Here is a 17,940-nt window from a genome sequence, read left to right as displayed (position 1 = left end):
CCTGGGCTAATGTGATTGCAATGCCCTGACTCCATCGAGTCTCCATGCCCTTCCTCACCCACACCCACCCGCGCCTGTCAGCCGCGACTACCCTCGGCATTGCGGCGGGCATTCTGGTTCCCGCCGATTCGATCATCTCGAACTGGCCGACAGCAAGGACCTGGACACCACTCGCAAGCTGCTGCATTACGTTTCACCGCATGACCGTGATCGGTTCATGGCTGCTGATCGGCGTAATATTCAGCGTGTAAATTCGCTAATCAGCGGTGCGGAACGTCCCTTGGCATTAAGCGCTGTAATGCGGATTTCGTAACGATTGAGCGCCTGCTTTTCGAGCCTCAGGAAATTCCGGGTAGTCTGGAATGAAAGTTCTTCCCTCCCAGGCCCGGTCAAAACGATGTCGTAGCGGATGACATCTTCCATATCACTTGGCGCATCCCAGCTTATAGCAGGCATCAAACCCCTACTGACAAGAATATTTGTCGGTGCGCTGAAGGGAGTGCCCTTGATTTCAATTGGAATCGAAGCCGGTTCAGAAGCATTTCCCGAAAAATCCACAGCACGCACTTCAAACGAATAAGTATCGGGCACTAAGTCAACGGCCGTGTACTGGGTTAACGGGGTACTGTCGAAATATACGCTGTTGTTGTAGATGACATACTCGTGCACGCCGATGTCATCGGTTGATTCGTCCCAGCTCAGCGTAACCGAATCCGGTGTCATTTCTGTGATGCTTAGATTTTCCGGGACGGTAGGGGGGGTGATATCTTTGGCCTCATAGATGACGGTCATGGGGCCATGTTTGAACGGAGAGCCAAATGGAAACAACTCTATGGTGTACGTGAATCCGGGAATCAGACCCTGGACGTTTGAAAAACCTACCAAAGCCGCAACCGCATGAACATCGCCGTTTATCAGGATCGTTGCACCTAACACGAAAACGATCGGGTCGTAAAACCATTGTATTTGTGCACTAGTTGAAGTTAAGGGAAGGACTCTGGCGGAGTGAAAAGGAACTTCTCCTGAATGCTCCGGACCTGTCGTTTTGAATATGATCGGCTCACTGTGCTGTGATAGATTGCCATCTTTGTCTTCAGCACGCACAAAAACGAGCTGGTTGATACCGCTCTGCATGTTTGTAAGCTGATACTGCGTCTCTTGATAATCTAATTTGACCAATCCATTCAAGACGACTCTGTATTGAACAAAACCGCCATTATCGCTCGACGGCGCCCATTCCATATGAGCAGTACTGTCGGTGATATTTGTAATAACTGGCTTGCCAGGCCTGGAGGGAGGCTCTACATCATACAATGTAGTCTCAAATTCTGTAGTCTCCGATACCTGGCCATCAAGTTCGGCGTACACCTCAAAAGTGAAATGATGAGGCGCTGGACCAGGCGACACCTCAGCAAGACTGAAATTCAACCCCAAAAAGCCTGCGGTAAATTTTTTGCCGTTTATCGTGACCTTGTGAGCCGGAAACTTGAAGAACATCGGAGACCAGGAAAGTCTGCATGTCCCGGCATTATGTTTCAGTTTCAGATTGGTCGGTGGGCGCAACAAAGTCCTGAACGTTACAGAGGCTGACTGGGAGATACCGCCTTCGTTGAACGCCACGACTTCGACAAGATAGCTGACGCTGGTTCGCAAGTGCGAAAGTTTGAATGTCGGCTGATCGGTCTGGCCTACCAGATGTCCATCAAGATAAACCCTGTAGCGAATGTTCCCGCCATTGTCTGTCGATGGTGCCCAAGTGAGGGTTGCCGAAGTACATGTCAGATCGCTTACTTCCGGGGTTCCCGGTTTGGTAGGAATAACCGGGATGAATTTGTTCAAATGATACGTACAGCGCCTTGATACATTGTTATCCGCTGCTATCGCGTATACATAAACCAAGTATTGGGCCCCTGGCGTCAGGCCCGATATCTCGCAAGGGGGGTGAGACACTTTTATACTCGTGAGACCTTCGATGACAACTTCGTACTCGATGGGATCCGGGCATCGAGAACACGTCGAGTAGCGTTCTTCCCAGTTCATTACGACGGTAGTTGGCGTAAGTCGGTGACCGCTCACATAACCAGGTGAGCAAATTTGCTCCGCCGATTTTACAGCGATAACACTATCCAAGGAATGGTCGTCGGATGATAAGCGATTCATAGACATTTCCCTTTACCAAATAGAAGTACCCAAGTAGAACCCTTCTTGATGTGGTGCGCCACTAACAGATCTATCAGTGGCATTCCATGGGATTTGTGCTATTTGGACCAGTCTGATGTTGCGTTAGCGGGGCTAAGCGCGGCGTACATCCAATAATTGCGCGGCACACAACGCAATTCGCTGACATGCATCTGCCAACCTTCCCTGGTCAACCACCAAACCAATACGGATATGCCCCGCCGCGCTCGGTCCGAACGCCTCCCCGGCCAGCACCGATACGCCGTAGCCTTCCAGCAGTTGCTCGGCGAATCGCTGGGCGCTCAATCCGGTTTGGCGTACATCAACCATTACGAACATGCCGCCATCAGGTCATACAGGCTTCAAGCCCTGGCAGTTGCCGAGGCTGAGCCACACCAGATCGCGGCGCAACCGGTATTCATGGCGCATACGCAGCAGTTCTGGCAGATCATCATCGAGAGCAACCACTGCGGCGTGCTGAATGAACTCAGGAATGCCGAACAGCATGCACTGACAAATGCTCCAAATGGTCTATCAGGGGCTTGGGGCCGATCACCCAGCCTACACGCCAGCCGCTCATGGCGTGAGATTTGGACAGACTGTTGATCGTCGCTGTGCGTTCGGCCATTCCGGGCAGGCTACCCGGGCTGACATGTACGCCCTCATACAATAAATCGCTGTACACCTCATCACTGATCAACCAAAGATCGTGACAGACACAAAGCGATCGAGTTCATGCCAGGTCTTCAATGAAAGGCTTGCACTGGACGGATTGTTCGGACTGTTAATCAAGATGGCTCGAGTCTTCACTGTGATCAATGCCGCGACATCCACCGGATCAACGCGAAAGCCGTTCTCCGGACACACCGATACCGGTACCACCTTTGCCCCACATGCGCCGAACACGCCCTCATAAGTCACGTACATAGGTTCGGCGACGAGTACCTCGTCACCCGGATCGAGCAGGCACTGTGCAACCGAATACACCGCGCATTGGGCGCCAGGCGTGACGATCACCTGATCAATGCCCACCACCTGACCACTGAGACGTCGATGACGCTCCGAGATACTGCGTCGCAGCCCGGCACTGCCGCGCGCCTGCCATAATGTGTATCGCCGGCCAGAAGACTGTCGATGCACGCCTGGACAATGGGCTGTGGTGTATCGAAGTCTGAATCGCCCACCGACAGCAGCAACACGTCAGCACCCTGCTCGCGTAACGTCAGCGCTCGATCATGAATGCGCCAGGCCGCCGCGCCATCGCCGTCAATTCGTTGGGTCAAGGCTGAATAACGCATGTATCTCTCCATTGGCGCGAATCCTTGACTCAACCCTATCTCAAATCTCGATGCTCGCCAGTACCGAAACTGCATGTCAGCGGTATCGGCACGACCGCAAGCAATATCAGAACGTGAGCGCAAGACGGAAATCCAGTGATCTCTCCTACGACAAGGGTCGCTTTGCCTGACAGTCTTTCCAACAATGCCTCATTAAAGTCCCACACCTGTAATTTATGACAGGTCACACGCAAGCCAAATCGAGATATAAGAAAAACGTTCCTTCAACCGCGCCCAGGCGCCCGAAGGATGGCCGTGCGAACCATGCCATTTAGAAGTAGGAAGATTCTGCCGCGCCCACGCCGTCAATGATGATGAATGGGAGATTCAGATATGCACCGCACCACAACCGTCTCAGATCGATCAACCCCTGATGCTTCTTATCAACCCGCAGAGCACCTTCAACCTCGATCGATCAATCTCACGCGCCGGGAAAAGGAGTTCTTGCAATGGAGCGAAGCTGGCAAGTCTTCATGTGAAATCGCGATGATCTGCAGCTGTAGCGAAGCTAACGTGAATTACCACATTAACAAGACACTCAAGAAATTTGGTGTGAGCAAGCGCCATCTCGCCGGAACAATGGCACGGGAGTTAGGCCTCATCCATGGACCTGGCATCGGCGTCTGTTCGGCGGGCGTATCATTGACCCCTGTCGAGCCCCTTCATGAACCTGAATCACACGCGAAAACACCTTGACCTCCCCCGCATCGGTGTCCGTGATGACGCGCAAGCGTCCCACGGGCATGGTTCAACTAAAGCGCTACGCATCATTATCGCCGATGACCATCCCGTCGTACTGATGGGAGCAGAAATGACGCTCGGCACTACCTTCTCCATCGTTGCTCAGGCGCAGAGTGCCGACCAGTTGATCGGCCATCTACAGCGCACACCCTGCGACGTTCTGATAAGCGATTACTCAATGCCTGACGGACAGTTTCCCGATGGTCTGAACTTGATGAATTACGTAAAACGTCACTTTCATCAAACGCGCTTAATCGTCATGACCATGTTATCCAATCCCTCCATACACCAGGCTTTGCTCAAGCTGGGTGTGGACGGCTTGTTCGATAAACGCAGCCTGCTTTGCGAATTGAAGCAGTGCGTGGATGAGGTGATGAGGGGACGCCGGTTTCTGAGTCCTGCCTTTGCTCAAGGATTGCGTGCGCAAAGCGTATCCAGGCAAGCGGGTGCGCCTGTAGCCGGACTTTCCGAACGGGAGCTGGAGGTGGTGAGATTGTTTGTTCAGGGTCTGTCCGGCCGTCAGATTGCCGCGCAACTCAACCGCAGCGAAAAAACCATTAGCAGGCAAAAGCGTACCGCCATGGACAAGTTGGGGCTTGGCCATGACGGGGGTCTGATGGAGTTTGCTCGGGTGAGTGGGTTACAGCGTTAGCAGCTGCCCATATACATCCAATAGAACGTCAAATTTAAGCACTTGTAATCACTGCTCGAACTGGAAGCGCCCTTGCGTTTCCCTGATTTCTTTCACCGAAGGTTTATTCGCAGCTTTCGATTTTTGCACGTGCGTACTCTGTTCTGGGGCGGAGTTTTTCGTAACAGTGTATGCAGGGACTGTCGAAAACTCTCGTTCGCTAAGCAGCGCCCCATTCTCCCACGAGAGCAATTTCTTCGGTTTGTCGAAAGCAGGATTACTCTCTACAACCCATTCAGCTACTGGATTCTTTTCATTGCGGCGTAAGTATGAGTTCGGTTTTGGTTTTGGAAATGGCATGGGCGGTCTTTGAGAGGTTGGGCTCACTGGAGTGAGTAAATCATCAGCTTGTTGGGTAGCAGGTGCAGCTGATTTACTCGCACTTTTGACCCTGGCCTTCATCGCGACAGCTTGTGCAGTAGATGCACGGCTAAACTGAGCCGCGTTTTCCGCCTTGGCCTGTTTGATGAAGCTTACACGGCTAATCATATGCCCCGTTTCATCCTTCCATTTGATTGGATTGCCCAAGACATACGTGTATCCATTCATTCCCCCTGCGCCAAACGGACTCCAGCTATCCGGGCTATGGAATCGCATCAGCAATGGGTTGAGCGCCCGATATCCATTCCCTAGGAAATACCAACCGGTATCCGCCTCTCGAAGTTCACCGTTATATCCGTAGGATGTATTGACCGCCGCTTCAGCACTGCGATAGCCATAAGCCGAATAGGCGACATTGTTGGACGACTCGGGAAGCATCTCGCATAGAGGGCTATTTTTATTGTCTTCGGCCAAGACCAGGGTCTTTGGGTCAGCACCGACCTGTTGCTCCGCGAGCACACCTCCTTCGCCACGCACGAAGGTACTCTTCTCGGCCCCCTGAATCCGATTCGCCAGCTCTCCTTTTTGATAAAAGCGCTGCTCCTGCGTACTGTCTACATCGCCAGAGCGTGAACCTGTCAGCGTATTCTGTGGGTCGTACTTGAACGATGAGTCATTGACACTCAACAGCTGATTAAGCGCGTTGTACACCAGGTTGCGACCGACTTCGTCGCGAATCAAATTCCCGTTCAGGTCATATTCGAGCTTGATCTCCGCAGGATACTTGGCATCAGTATTGACATCAGTATTGGTATAGGTATTAGTAATCCGTGTCAGCTGGGTTTTATCTGGGTTCTCATAAAAATGTCGCGCTACGTTTTCCTTCTCGCCGAAACTCGTAATCACTCCAGTGATATTATCCATTGCATCAAATCTAAAGACTTGACTGCGAATCTCATTGCCATAAGGGTCCTTTGGCGGCTGGCTCCCTTCGCAGGTATAGGTCACGAGTCTGCCGCGCGGGTCGTAATCATACATCTCGTCTCGCAAGACTTCGGTTCCCGCTTTCAAGGTGCGCTGAACCAATGCGTCGACCTCGTTGTACACTTGCGTCAGCTCCTGCATGACACCATTCAGGTTGAATACGCGCTTTGTTTCGCGATCGAATTTATCGTATGTCAGCGTAGTAATTACCTTTTGCGAACCGTCTTGCGTTTCAGTAGTAAAAGGCCGCCCAAATTCATCGTAAGTAAAAACTGAAGAGGTGGTGCCCAATTGTGTTTTCACCAATCTTCCCGTCAGGTCGTAGCCATAACTTTGAAGCTGACCGAGCACGTCGGTATAGCTCAGTTGCCGTCCTATAAGGCTATTGTCGTACATCATTGTGTATTCGCCGTCGACACTCGTGCGAGTTTCGGTTTTCACCTCACCGGTAGTGAAGTACTCGCGACTCAGGCCCAGGCCTTCGGACTCGCAATGCATTAGCCGGGCATTCTGTACATCGTGTTCATACACAGCCTCGATCTCACCGGCGTCGCCGGGCAGATAACGCAACCAGGGTTCCTCTCCCAGTTGCGGCCTGTACTTGTAACGAATCAGCTGCTCGTCTGCGGTGGTCACGCTGGCCGGCTGCGCCTGGCCGATGTCGTAACTGTACGTTTGCATACGCCCGCCGGTCGTGTCGCTTTTCTTGCGGTCCAGTCCGTCAAAATCCTGTAAACCCAACACATAATTATCGACACTTATTTGTATGGGCAAATCTTCAGCGCTGTGTTCGGCGTATTGGCGCCGCACAACCGCGCCCATGGGCAATGTGTTCTCGGTCATTCGCCCGAAATGGTCATAGTTGAAAAGCGTCACGGCGTTTTTGGCATCGGTTTCCTTGACCGTGCGCCCCAGTCCGTCATATTCGTACTGATGGTGGCTGATAGGTGTTGAATCACCACGCGTATTGAAGCGTTTGACGCTTGCCGGCTTCTCGAAAAGATTCAAATAGGTCATGGTCTCGCCACTGACGGCCGATGGCTCTGCGGGTGTTTCGCGCCAGCTACGCTGAACCGGTCCATGTTTCCACTCCGGCACGCCCAAATGGTCGAGTTCCTCGAAAACCTTAATACCGTCGTGGCCGATGGTGCACCGTGGCTCATTCCAATCGTTGAACTCATAGCGCGTGGTCAATACCAGTGATGTGTCGCCATTAGGCCATTGGGCACTGAGTGACTTTGCTTCACCATTAGGCCAATCGAACACCTTCTCCTCGACGAGATTACCCAAGGCATCGTAGGCAAATGCCATGGTTTGACGATATTCGTCAGCCCGCACTTTGCGGTCAGCTTGCTGGCGCTCTTCGTAAACAGGTCGATTGAGCCCATCGAATTTAGTGCGAGTCGTTACCCCTTTCACGTCGGTCATAGTCTGGGATGCCTGCGGTTCTTCGGGTGACGCCAGTGTATAGCTGTATAAACGGGTCGCTTCGTACTCCGTATTCGGCGATACGGTTTCGCTTTTGACGCGTTGCAACTCATCGTACGTGTACTTGATCACCACATTATTGTCGTCAAAGGTGAGCAGCGGTTGACCATGCAGCAAAGAAATTTGACGCGTATTGATTTTTTCGACGTGCCGCGGTGTCGGCTCACCGTCAACCAGATGGTCGAAACCGGTCAGGGTCTCAACGATCTCCAGCACCGATGCGCCAGCCAAAGCACTATCAAGCCTGTTGTAGGCGAATGTTGTGGAAGTTGTCTTTCCGTTCAGCGTCAGTCGTTGGCTGGACGGTCGACCGTGGAGGAATGCGTTCTCTGGAGTGCTGTTGTAAAAATTCTCCGTGCATTGGCGCTCGATTTCGTTGCTGCCTTGCAACTCCAGCAGCAACTCCTTATCGGGAACTAGCCAGCCATTGGAAGCGCTACCCGTTAACGGTGCAAGCAGTCGGTATGTATGGCGTGTGCACAGCACCTGGGCATTGCCGGAGGCACCGGATGCGGGGTAAACAATGGTTTCTTTTGGGGAACGCACGAAGCCTTCAGGATCGCCAGGCACGTCATCCTTCTGATAATAAGAAAACGTAGTCCTGATGCCGCTGGCTTCGGTCTGTTCGGTCAGGTTGCCGTACAGGTCGTAGCTGGTAAGGACTTCCTCAGTGCGCAACTTGGTCGAGTCATTTGCCAACTCCCAACGATTCTCGACTTTCTTCGGCAGCTGAAACTGTGCAGGTTGCTGCTCGAACTCGGCGTCCACATCATGATAGGTTGTTGAAACCCGTTTAACGCAATCATTCTGGGTGGTGACTTCTTCCTTGAGCAAATGGAAACGGTTGAAGGTACGCACCACGCTGCGAACTACTTTGCTATCAACGATCAGATTGACTGTGGTCCCGTAATTGTAGAGGTAGTTCACTTTATAAAGCGGGTCCAGACCCACCTCCACACTGACCTCCGCCCCGTAACCCAGGAAGTTATGGCCATTATTCTGGTCGTTGGAGGAATAAAGGTAAGTCATTTCGATTTCAGGCTGGTCAAAACCCGGAATCGAGCGGTGACGTGTCACTCGTGGGATTTTAAGCGTTGGTTCGCCAGGTAAACTCGGGATGCCGTGCCCGTCGTCGAGGTATTCGATGATTTCGCGCCCGCCGACCGGCGAATCAACCTCCTTGATGCTAAGTACATCGTGTTTCAACTCGTACTTCAAACGCCACGAGCCCCCAATGGAGAAAGGAAGATGTATCTCTTCGAGCCTTCCGCTGTTGACTTCCAACTCATAGTTGGCAAGCGCACCGCCAGAACTGCCATCAGGGTGAACAAGCAGATTGACTCGCGTTCCAGCCTCGTTGCGCTGAACACGAAGTAACACGCCGTTGCTGTCACTGATCGAATCGAGCAGTTGATCAACACGGTCATAGGCCAGATGGATTTTGTGCCCGCTCGGGGCCTCGATTTCGTGGGGCAATGCAACCAGGTTGCCACTACCCCCCACGGTTTTCAGTATTTCAATCAAACCTGACTTGTGGGCGACACGGTAGGTGCCGTCCAGGTTATTTTGAAAATGAAAACTATCGAGTTTTTTTTCCTTGAAGTATGGTATGCCCCCGGTAGTACTGGTGACTTTATAGGTTTCACCGGTGTTTAAGGCCAGAATACCGTTATCCGGTGTGAACTGCGTGAAACGCAAATCCCAGCCAACGCCGAATCCGGAATTACGTGTATTCATTGGATTGAAAACCAGCCCCAACGGGTATCCGGGACCATTGAGTTCGTTAGCCTGAAACTCTGGCACATTGATCGATAACGTGTACTGGCCTGTTCGTTCATCGACACCGGACGACAGATAGCTCATAAAGCCAAACGCTTGGGAATGTACTTTACTGGAAGTAGTCATTTACAGTTCTCCGGCCCGTTACAGGCATAATTATGCAGGACGCTTCTTTAAGTTAAATAAGCGCAGGTAACCCGCCAGCAAATATTATTGTGGTTTATATACCAATCGATTTCGGCTTTCGTCAAGCGTGGGGGCATCAAATCCAATTCTTAACTTATGCCGATTACCCTCTTCATCCAACATTACAAATATCATCGCCGGGTCCAGTCGAGCCCGATAAAGTTTATGCTCGTCCCCCTCTGCCATTTTGTCGTACCAATAAGGCATGTCGTGAACGCGATGCAGGCTGACCATTAACTGCCCTGGCCCCGGCGGGTTGCCCCCCCGAAACGATGTGTCGAGTTCTGTAGGATAGACGTCCCTCATGAGCGCCCACAGATAGGGATCAAAAGATATATTTTTAGCCACCGGGCTGTCGCTATTGGTGTAGTTGGCAGGGTTGAACGCGCATCCGGTATAACTGCAGTACGTTTCGTCAACCTGATCACTTTCCCACTGAATCGATGACACGTTACCTTCTACACTCATCGTCGCGAATCCGACCGGTATACCTGCGCGGCGGTATTCCAAATACCAGAAATCTACGGAATACCGATAAAAACTCATATTGTCGCCGTTTGGATAATCAGGCGACGGCTCTGCGTCATGTCCATCCGGGTCTTTCGAAATGCGCTGCGCGACGAAAGAATATTCGCTATCCGTCACTGGAAGTCTTTGCACTCCCGTAACTTCGATTTGATTATTTTCATACGTCTTATCAATTGAACGCCAGGTAGCTCCGTTAGCAGCCTGGAACTGTGCATAAAACGTACGACTGCCTTCAACCGCCAGATGGATGTAAAATTCCTTGTACCGGGTACGATTATGCTTTGGCGCTGTCGATGGCAAAAAATCAGCAGACGGAAGGTTCGAAACGTTGAACAGCCTAAATCGATTTCTTTTTTTACTGGCTGCCCAGCTATCGGTTCCATATTCAATACCTTCCTGACTAAAGTGCAGAAACGGCACCTCAGCGCCGGATATTTTATCAACCAGTTTCATTGTGGATAGTTCGAGATCACTGAGTGGGATATCTACATACACATTATGATCGACCTCGACGGGTTGCGTTTCAACTTCGACAACCACGACGATTTGCTGGAAGCCATTAGCGAAACACCGGTTAAGGTTGCCGGGAGCGGTGATTGAAAATTTCTCAAGCGCAGCCCATTTAGGGTGATCTTCTTGGCGTTCGCTGAGACGAATGATGCTGAATCCAAAGGCTATAGGCTGGCCAAACCTCGATTCCGAACATCGTACGACACTGATTGGTGACAGCGGATTGTCGGGCGGAGTGAATAGACCGTCTTCAATTGTGCCGTTACCCTCCCCTATCACTTCCCAGTCATAATAATCTGCCGGGCCACCCATAACGACCTCTAGTTGAACCGGCCTCAATGAATTAAAGGGAATAAAATACGGATTTATTTGTATCTTATGCTCCCATTCCAGCAAGACAACCGTAGCCTCAATCGTTTCCTTAGTAAGCTTGTCCGTGACGATAATTCGCTGTACATCGCTGGTCCCATCTATAGTAGCCGGCGGCGTATACCGCGCATGGTTATTGTCAATAACCGTCAACTCGCCTTGAGTCGGGGAAAGCGTGGGCCATACTAGATCCCCACCGCTTAACGTCGACACTGCCAGCTCAACTGTAAGCGCGGTAGCGCCTACTCCCCGAACGGCGACTTGAGGAGAAATCGCCATGCTTTCAAATACCGCTATCACCTGGGCCGAATGAACATATTCTCGCGCACCGCTTGTATAACGCGCGGTGACCACGGTGAATTGATGCTCATTACTCATCTTCGATCGTTCGGAGGCCTTGTATAAACCCCCGATGGACATCGCCCCTTCAGAAAGCGGACTGTCTGGACAGCTGACACTCCATTCAACGTTATTCACCACGGTACCGTCGCTACGGCGTGCGGTAAACTGCTGTTCCGCGCCGGCTTTTAGACTAATGAACGAAGGTGTGATCGTGACCCGCTCGGGTTCGGCGACGACATTGCCCAATATCAATAGATCATGGGGAGTGTGCCTGTCCTGTTCGCCCGGCCTTTCGATGAACACTTTTTGGCCCGGAAACAACAAACTGCCGAGCACATCTAACTGTTCGTCCGTGACGAACGAACGCAGTTGGTAATTGAGAACCAGTGCGGCGGAATACAACGGTTTGCCCTGGAGAACATCATCAGGAATCAGGAAGGGGAACCCGCTACCCTCAATAGGCGTCGCAGCGGCCTCGTCCAACGCCTTCACGTTCATAAACACTGCTACCAGCCCATCGGGATCAGTTTCGTCTTCCACGGACTTTTGTGTGCGGATGACAAATCGGGTCGGGCTAAGTGGATTATTACCGTTAAAATCCAGCAAACCCAACTCGAACATTCGCCAATCATCTGGTTGATTGGATAAATAAGACCTTATGTATTCTGCAACTTTCTTCCGGATGCTATCAGTGCTCCCCAGATTTGATTCGGCTGTTGGATTGGCATCGACCTCAAACATAACTCGACCGCGTTGATCGACGTTGCCGGTCACCTGAATCAAGCTGATTTTGAGTTTGACGAAATAGCCCATGTCCTCCGTTATAGGCATATGGGAAAACAGCATGGGCGCCGCTGTGACGGGGGAATGTATCACCGTGTACGAACCGCCGATAATATTCATCGTCAAAGACGCAGTGGAGCCTGCCAGCGAGGATTTTTCGAAAGATAATACTGGCTTGCCAAATACGATGGACTCAAACGTTGCAGACTCAGTATTCTCCGGGGTTAAGGACAACTCACCACTCATGGGCGGCAAGAAGCGAGATGCATTCAAACCATCAAGGTATTGGTCCGCTAATAGTTGATTGAGCGCAGTGCGGCTGAATACTGCGACCGCAGCCCAACCAAAGCATACCGAGCGCCCGTTCATATTTTCCAACAGATCTTTCAGTGAAGTTTTCATTAACGCCTACTCATCTTGGTAATTGATTCAGAGGTTAATTATTAATCACGTAAAAGTCGAAGGGTCTCCGGAACTGTGAATAAAGGGATCGGTAGCAACTTAAACGCTGTGCTCGGCGATTGGCCAGGATACTGCGGTGGCACTTCAAGAGTAACAATAATGAATGGCAACGCACCGTCAGGATCATAAGTCACGACACCCATTTCATCTATTGTCCCCGCTCCAATAGGCACAGTCCATTTCCACGGGTACTCCGGTAGTTGCACGATTGGTCCGTCTGGCCCCATCATTGCTATCTTAATTTTGTTATCCGGCAGTTCTTGCTCAATGCCTATCGTTAATAGGGCAGGCACATGATGGACCAAGAGATATGAACTTTGGCTCCTCCCGATTGAGTTTGTGACGATAACTTCGTCCACAGTGAATAGTGTCCCCTCCTGGTGTGGTCCTACGTAAAAAATGTGATCACCCTCCTCCCCTTCGGGAACCGGCTCAACACGACCACCTCTTGCAGCAGTTTCCGCGGACACGCTCCATGTCAATGTTTCCCCGCCCAATGCCCCCGCTCTGAGCGCTCGCCCCTGGGCGCTGCCAGCGCCGACTATCTGGATCTGCGGAGCGAAGTCCATCTCGTCTACCAGCACGCTAACCAGTGCGGAACTGGTGTTTTCACCTTGTACGGCGTTAACCCTTACTCGAAGAAACCTTCCTTCGAACTGATCTTTCGATGGAGCGACATAAACGCCAGTCGCAGGATCAATGGTTCCGGTCTCGCCAGTATTACCGTCAATGTTTTCAACGGACCAAGTCGCATCGACAGATGGAACGGTGACAAACTTCAGGGTTTGTCCCACACCAATCATTGGCTCCAGTCGATCCGTTGACCACTCCGGCAGATCATGGTCAATGGTGAACGCGGTCAGCGTTGGGCCAACCTGACCGAAAGTCACCACGTCACCTGGAAACTCTGCTCGTTGGAGTTTCACGGAGTTCTCATTGCGGAAAAGAAGGCTATTCAACCTGAAAATATCGATCTCTTTCGACATGTTCAAAAAAGCCGTCATGCTTTCATTCAACTCAGCTAACAGTTTTGGATGGACGGCTCCATGGATACCTTCGAAATATGGCGAGACGTCTTCATACTTTACATATTCCTCAGGCGTGACTCGGATGGCCAACTCATCACCTTCTGGGTTCACTACCATTCGCAACGAACCGGATTCATCCAGTTCAAATGTAAACTCCCTAACCATTGCCCATCGAGTTCCAATAGGGTCCTTATAATTAGTACCGGATTGCGCGACCACGTTCACGGGCTGTTTCTCGTCTCCCGTCCAAGTTAGTTTCAGTTTGTTGTCCTTGAAATCCATATAAAACTGGGAATCCCCAGGGAGAATGTCGGAAATTTGTTTGCCCAAGCCCAAAACCAGTTCCACCAGTTCGAAACTGGTAAGGCCTTCTACTGAATCGACCCCAAAACCGTTTGTGCGCCGAGACCCATCTGTAACGGTCAGTTTTTCAGTGAACCCTTCTTCTGGCCCTTCCAACTCAATCTTGTACTCATCCTCGGTATTGATGATCCCTTTGCACCCTTCAGTGATAATTTTTTCCATCAGGAACTTATGCCCTAATACCAGGGTTGCGGAGTGCCCATCAGGAATCAGATAGGGCAAATCAGCATCTGTGACAGGGGTAGTTCCGTTTTTTCCGCCTTTCATGGTGATAAAAACAAGAACGGCACCTTCCTCGGCATTAGAGGCGCCTTTAACCCTTGCGCTTACAGGCTGATGGGTGCGGATATAAAACTCCTGGGGTTGCAGATAGTGAGTCGGGTCCACTTCCACCCGGTTTAACTCCCACTCTCGAATTTCTACAGGAAGCCGCGCAAAAGCTTTCTGAAATTCCGCACCTTCCGTTTTGCGCATGTCGTCAGTGTCGTTGTACTGCAAGGTATAAGTGTTATCGATGCCCTTTGAAATATCCAGTACAACACGGCCTTCGCCATCTATCTGCCCCTTGGCGACTGTGAGGTCTATCTGCATTTCCAGGTTGGTCTGCACAAGCGGGCTATGATTACCAATCTTCACAACACTCCACTCTTTTGCGCCAGTGGCCATTTCAAACGTTACATGCGTGCCACCGATCACCTTCGACGTAAGTTTCGCCCGGGAATTTGCAATATTGGTATTCTCAAATGAAAGCCTTGGCGTATCGAACCGGTACTCAAAGATGTAGGCTTTGTAGGTTGGCGTCTCAATATCTTTAACCTGAAATGTAATCGGCTCCATTTGGTTATCTGTGTTGTGACGCAGGATGTATTCCTGCAACAACACCGTATTCGTATCCTTTCGGTTATAGCAAAGGATTGCATCCCATCCCAATGAGCGAGGTTTGACTTTGAAGTATTCAAGAATTTCCTCAGGTGAAACGTCATTGATCGTGTCGTTATTCATTTCACTAACCTCGCCGTATGAAAACATTGGGACGGAGCAAATTTTTCAATTTGTCAACGTCAGGTATGTAGATTTGAAACTCTGGTATGTCTCGCCGCCATCAAAGCTGACTTTGGAAATAAGACTAAACTGCTGGTCGCGCTTCAAGCCGTTAAGGAACGAGTAATTCAGTATTTCTTCTATTTTCTTCAAAATAAATTCATCACTTGTCACTTTCATGGCATTTCTTACAGTTGTCGCAACGGCTTCGCCGCTACCATGCGCGACACCCGTAGCACTGATCGTCAATAATTGATCTTTCGCCATGAACGGCCATACGGGTATCGCTGGCTGGGAACTCTCCAAGTAAAGATCTGCTCCATTAGTTACATCCCGCAGTCTCACGGTAGACGTGCCTTGTCGGCACTGGACGGCGGGATAACGGTCTGAATCCAATGGTTCGATGCGCAAGTTCAGTCGCGCAGAATCTTCCGGGCTCTCATCAGGCAGTGTTACTCGATAAAACACGGGAAAACGCTTGCTGTCGTCACTCGACATATTGGCCGCGATTGCAGTGCTCGGGATAAAGTAACGACGTTCGTATCCGGCGACCGGACTTGGCGCGATATGACGGCCGTTGACCTGGTGGCCGTACCAGTGCACTTCGACCTGAGCCCCATCTATTTGCGCATCATCAGGTATTTCTACGTAGGCGCCACTGGTATTGGCCAGCCACCACGCGTTACCCGTTTGTTCTGCCTTTGCATCAACAACATGAGGCATAGGCAGATGTAATGGCCGCTTCACGGTCAATGCCAACGGTTGCCCGGATTGCCCGGCGCCACCACGGGCGTATTGAAAACTGGCGGTTATTACCTTGCCCACATAGGGCATTAACCATTTATGTTCGAGATGAAGTTCGAGCACTCCGCTGTCAATCGTCGACCTGTCGGCTTTGGCGTACTTGATAACACCCGGTGGTTGATTGCCCTCGCCCCAATATAACAAAACGCCGTCGCCAATCTGGATTCCCGGATAGACCGGTTCAACTTGCAGCGTCAATCCATCAAGGAAATCCGCCGGGTTGAGCGGCCCACCGTCGTGTCCCTTGATCTTGATCGCAGGCAGCAACATTGCATCATCGTGCTCGATAACTTCTATCATTTGTGGTTCGGACACGCTGTCCTGGCCCAGGTCTCCAACATATTCAACCTTATAGCTGATCTCGGCACTGTCACTGAATAGCACGTCGGCCTCAGGAATCATGAACACCAACGGATGCCCGATATCCGCTGTTTCGATCGACCTTTTAGGTGAAATCCAAGGTGGTTCTGGCAGCCCCTGATAGTAGCCTTGCCAGGTAAACGTTACTTCGTCGCCTACGCTCATGGCCTGATAAGGCGGAACAACGCCAGTGGCACCAGCCGAGGTGATCGCATCAATAGCCAGGCGCAAATCGTGTGACTCCCTGATTTGCGGAACAGGCAATTGTTGCGTGGCTGTACGTCGTTCACCGACGTAACAGAAAATCCGCGCCGACTCCGGTCCACGATCATTGGGGTCTTCACCATCCGCTACGGCATAAGAATAAAATATCCATCCCTGGTCGAGGGAAATCAGCCGTTCATTTGGGATTTCCACGGGCATGCCGAGTTCCGGGGTATATCCATCTTCTTCCGTAACATCGACGCGCGCCTGGGCGTGATCCTGTGCCTCCCCTTCGGCGCTGCAACCGCGCCAGTTGGGCCACAACACATCGCCGACCGCAATGCTGTCGTACTTTATATAAGTCAACAGATTAGCGCTTCCCAACTCAAGAAGATCAATCCATTGCCCGTCCCATTCGCCATGTTTGGCGCCTGGAATTGTGGGAGCCTTGAGCCTTGCCATAACTAGCCACCGTTTGACTGCGCATGAAAATTAACAACTGATGCGAAGTTGTACACCGCTGCCATGAACAAGACCACTATCAGAACTGATAGGTTACGTATTGTGAAATCGCTGATAAGGTTATCTTCAGAAGGGTTGCGCGATTAGCTGGGCGTAGACATTCAACTAAAGTCGCAGCACTACTAACGGTTCGGCCAGGCAGTCATTCGAAATGAACGACGCTTCAACTAGAACAAGAGACAACGATTTAATTCCGCCGCTCAAACGCGGCATTAAAGATCTAAATGAGGATTCATCATGAAGAATTTTGTGTCGAGCCATATTCCGCTTCGACTTATTCGCCATGCGACACTGTCTTTGTTGTCAATGGTCATGATCGTTGGTTGCTCGCCAGAAAGCCATTCACCGACTACTGGTTCTTCCGCGCGCCCCAAAAACCAAGCTGAAGTCACTCCGGGAGAGTGGACTGTGGGAATTAAAGAATCAGGATCCAGGTTTACGTGTACAGTGGATACTGTGCTGATCGGTAGAAAGCATTCTGGGGATGAAAATGCAAATACTCACTACAAGTGCGCAACCCTTTCCCAATTCGGAAAACCAGTAACTACTGACGAGCCACTTACATCCGATAACATCAAAGAGAGCGGGAGTGAGTACGTTTGCCCTACGAATATGGTGATGGTTGGTCGCGAGCATGATGGGGATGAAAACGGTAACACTCGTTACAAATGCGCGTTTTTGAACGGTCCAATGGGGCAGTTGCAGGTTGCACCAGGTGCTTGGTCGGCTGGTCAGGCAGAAAGTGACCATTCGCTTGAATGCGCAGGAAATCAGGTTCTTGTCGGGCGTAAGCATGACGGTGACGAGAACGGGCATACCTACCATAAGTGCGCAACTCTTTGGTAGTCATTTGTTCGGCTTCAGTATACCTCTGACGAATGTTTTGATTGCCAAATGGCCCATCACACCGATCAACTCC

8 protein-coding genes and 2 pseudogenes are annotated in these 17,940 nt (G+C 51.1%); 4 read left to right on the top strand and 6 right to left on the bottom strand.

What is annotated here, in order from left to right; all coding sequences use genetic code 11:
* Window positions 1-44 precede the first annotated feature (44 nt).
* Window positions 45-248 (top strand): annotated as a pseudogene (locus IC37_RS13170) (hypothetical protein); the annotation flags it as partial.
* On the opposite strand, the gene IC37_RS13165 reads toward IC37_RS13170, so the two are convergent.
* A complete protein-coding gene (locus tag IC37_RS13165) occupies window positions 241-2,040 on the bottom strand; it encodes a fibronectin type III domain-containing protein (protein ID WP_371916325.1) in 1,800 nt (599 codons plus the stop codon). The pseudogene IC37_RS13170 and the gene IC37_RS13165 overlap by 8 nt on opposite strands.
* 252 nt (window positions 2,041-2,292) lie before the next feature.
* Window positions 2,293-3,476 (bottom strand): annotated as a pseudogene (locus IC37_RS13160) (pyridoxal phosphate-dependent aminotransferase).
* Between the two features lie 372 nt (window positions 3,477-3,848).
* On the opposite strand from IC37_RS13160, the gene IC37_RS13155 reads away from it, so the two are divergent.
* On the top strand, window positions 3,849-4,211 hold the full coding sequence (locus IC37_RS13155; RefSeq protein WP_081729391.1) for a LuxR C-terminal-related transcriptional regulator: 363 nt from the start codon (window positions 3,849-3,851) through the stop codon (window positions 4,209-4,211).
* Window positions 4,180-4,908, top strand: coding sequence for a response regulator (locus tag IC37_RS13150; RefSeq protein ID WP_030131403.1), 729 nt, complete (start codon window positions 4,180-4,182; stop codon window positions 4,906-4,908). The genes IC37_RS13155 and IC37_RS13150 overlap by 32 nt, the downstream gene beginning before the upstream one ends.
* A gap of 48 nt (window positions 4,909-4,956) precedes the next feature.
* On the opposite strand, the gene IC37_RS13145 is transcribed toward IC37_RS13150, so the two are convergent.
* From IC37_RS13145 to IC37_RS13130, 4 genes are all read right to left on the bottom strand, one after another.
* The gene (locus tag IC37_RS13145; protein WP_081729387.1) at window positions 4,957-9,645 is read right to left on the bottom strand and encodes an RHS repeat-associated core domain-containing protein; all 4,689 of its coding nucleotides are present in this window, start codon (window positions 9,643-9,645) and stop codon (window positions 4,957-4,959) included.
* A gap of 84 nt (window positions 9,646-9,729) precedes the next feature.
* Window positions 9,730-12,639 (bottom strand): hypothetical protein, encoded by a 2,910-nt coding sequence (locus IC37_RS13140; RefSeq protein WP_030131405.1) that lies wholly within the window; start codon window positions 12,637-12,639, stop codon window positions 9,730-9,732.
* A 41-nt stretch (window positions 12,640-12,680) separates the two neighbouring features.
* The gene (locus IC37_RS13135) at window positions 12,681-15,092 is read right to left on the bottom strand and encodes a hypothetical protein (RefSeq protein ID WP_143519192.1); all 2,412 of its coding nucleotides are present in this window, start codon (window positions 15,090-15,092) and stop codon (window positions 12,681-12,683) included.
* A gap of 45 nt (window positions 15,093-15,137) precedes the next feature.
* Window positions 15,138-16,961, bottom strand: coding sequence for a hypothetical protein (locus IC37_RS13130; protein WP_030131407.1), 1,824 nt, complete (start codon window positions 16,959-16,961; stop codon window positions 15,138-15,140).
* A gap of 297 nt (window positions 16,962-17,258) precedes the next feature.
* Here IC37_RS13130 and IC37_RS29260 point away from each other — a divergent pair, with 297 nt between their 5' ends.
* The gene (locus tag IC37_RS29260) at window positions 17,259-17,867 is read left to right on the top strand and encodes a hypothetical protein (RefSeq protein ID WP_143519191.1); all 609 of its coding nucleotides are present in this window, start codon (window positions 17,259-17,261) and stop codon (window positions 17,865-17,867) included.
* Window positions 17,868-17,940 lie beyond the last annotated feature (73 nt).

It is taken from the genome of Pseudomonas sp. QTF5, from assembly GCF_000512695.2.
GTDB lineage: Bacteria > Pseudomonadota > Gammaproteobacteria > Pseudomonadales > Pseudomonadaceae > Aquipseudomonas.
The sequence above is the reverse complement of the archived record's forward strand: the minus strand, read 5'-3'. Positions and strand labels throughout refer to the sequence as shown.

Excerpts from the sequence above, each read along its gene's own strand:
- IC37_RS13165 (WP_371916325.1), bottom strand. The coding sequence starts at position 2,040 with ATGAACTGGGAAGAACGCTACTCGACGTGTTCTCGATGCCCGGATCCC.
- IC37_RS13155 (WP_081729391.1), top strand. The coding sequence starts at position 3,849 with ATGCACCGCACCACAACCGTCTCAGATCGATCAACCCCTGATGCTTCT.
- IC37_RS13150 (WP_030131403.1), top strand. The coding sequence starts at position 4,180 with ATGAACCTGAATCACACGCGAAAACACCTTGACCTCCCCCGCATCGGT.
- IC37_RS13145 (WP_081729387.1), bottom strand. The coding sequence starts at position 9,645 with ATGACTACTTCCAGTAAAGTACATTCCCAAGCGTTTGGCTTTATGAGC.
- IC37_RS13140 (WP_030131405.1), bottom strand. The coding sequence starts at position 12,639 with ATGAAAACTTCACTGAAAGATCTGTTGGAAAATATGAACGGGCGCTCG.
- IC37_RS13135 (WP_143519192.1), bottom strand. The coding sequence starts at position 15,092 with ATGAATAACGACACGATCAATGACGTTTCACCTGAGGAAATTCTTGAA.
- IC37_RS13130 (WP_030131407.1), bottom strand. The coding sequence starts at position 16,961 with ATGGCAAGGCTCAAGGCTCCCACAATTCCAGGCGCCAAACATGGCGAA.
- IC37_RS29260 (WP_143519191.1), top strand. The coding sequence starts at position 17,259 with ATGAAGAATTTTGTGTCGAGCCATATTCCGCTTCGACTTATTCGCCAT.